This is a genomic window from Methylobacterium sp. WL19, assembly GCF_008040005.1.
Lineage (GTDB): Bacteria > Pseudomonadota > Alphaproteobacteria > Rhizobiales > Beijerinckiaceae > Methylobacterium > Methylobacterium bullatum.
Map to the genome: position 1 here is coordinate 1 of NZ_VRVC01000276.1, position 1,122 is coordinate 1,122.

At 73.8% G+C, this 1,122-nt stretch carries 1 protein-coding gene and 1 pseudogene; both read right to left on the reverse strand.

The features are described 5' to 3' along the window. A partial coding sequence (bchO, locus tag FV220_RS25015; RefSeq protein ID WP_147833586.1) for an alpha/beta fold hydrolase BchO occupies nt 1-789 on the reverse strand: 789 nt, incomplete at its 3' end. A 10-nt stretch (nt 790-799) separates the two neighbouring features. Then, nucleotides 800-1,122, reverse strand: a pseudogene (gene bchD, locus FV220_RS25020) (magnesium chelatase ATPase subunit D); the annotation flags it as partial.

The following is a 1,122-nucleotide window of genomic DNA, read 5'->3' on the forward strand; positions in this document are numbered from 1 at the left end:
GGCGTGGGTCAGGCGCTTCTTCAGGGCGAAGGCGGTGTCGGGGGAGATGGCCTTGTCCTCGCTGCCGACCACGAGGAGCGTCGGGGTGGCGAGGCGGGGGATGGCGCGATCGAGGGTGGCGAGGTCCCAGTTCGCCATCATGCCGAGCGCCCCGGCCACGTGGCCGGGTGTGCGGAACAGGCGTCGGTAGAGATCGAGCCCCTGCGGGTCGAGGCGGGAGCCCGTGCCGCGAATCAGGCGCTCCACCGCCGGGCGGTCGGCGGTCCAGGCGAAGAGTTTTGGGGTGACCGGGTTGAGGAAGAGCAGCCGGGCCATGCTGGGGAACAGCACCGAGGCGAGGCCGGGAAACGGGGTGAGCGCGCCGTTGAGCGCCACCAGGAGATCGGGCGCGATCCGCCCGTCGAGGCAGAGCCGGACCAGGAGCGCCGCCCCCGCCGAATGGCCGACGGCGAGAGTCGGGCGGAGGTCGAGGCTGTCGAGGAGGTCGCCGACGGCGGCGGCCATCCCCGGCAGGGAGAGTCTTGCGGCGGGGAGCGGGTCGGTGAAGCCGTGGCCCGGCAGGTCCGGGGCGAGAACCCGAAACCGCGTCGCCAGGAGCGGCATCAGCCCCCGCCAGGAATGGGTGGCGGCCCCCGTGCCGTGGAGCAGCAGCACGGTCGGTGCCCCTTCCTCCCCCATTTCCTGGATGTGCCAGTTGAGGCCGGAGGCTGTGACGAAGCGGCTCGCCTCCCGGTGCGGCCAGTCGGCGCCCTCGCGCTCCCAGCGGGGTCGTTCGGCGGGCGCGCGCATGCTGGAACCCCTATTCCCGCGCCGACCGGATCGCGGCGCTCATCGCCCCCGCATCGGCATGGGGCAGGGGCAGATAGCGCGCCCCCATGGCGGCGGCGAGGCGGCGCGCCGACTCCTGCGGCCTCTGGGCCGTGTCGATGAGGATGGCGCGGACATCCGCCTCGCGGAAAAGGCGGGCGGCTTTGAGTGAATCCTCAGCCGCGCGCTCCCGCCCGGCGATTCCAGAGCGGGCAACGTTGGCCCGTCCATCGGTGAGCATCACCACCACCGGCGTCCCGCCGCCGCGCCTGACCCCGAGGGCGACCGCTCCGGCGGCGGGACGCCGGTGGTGGT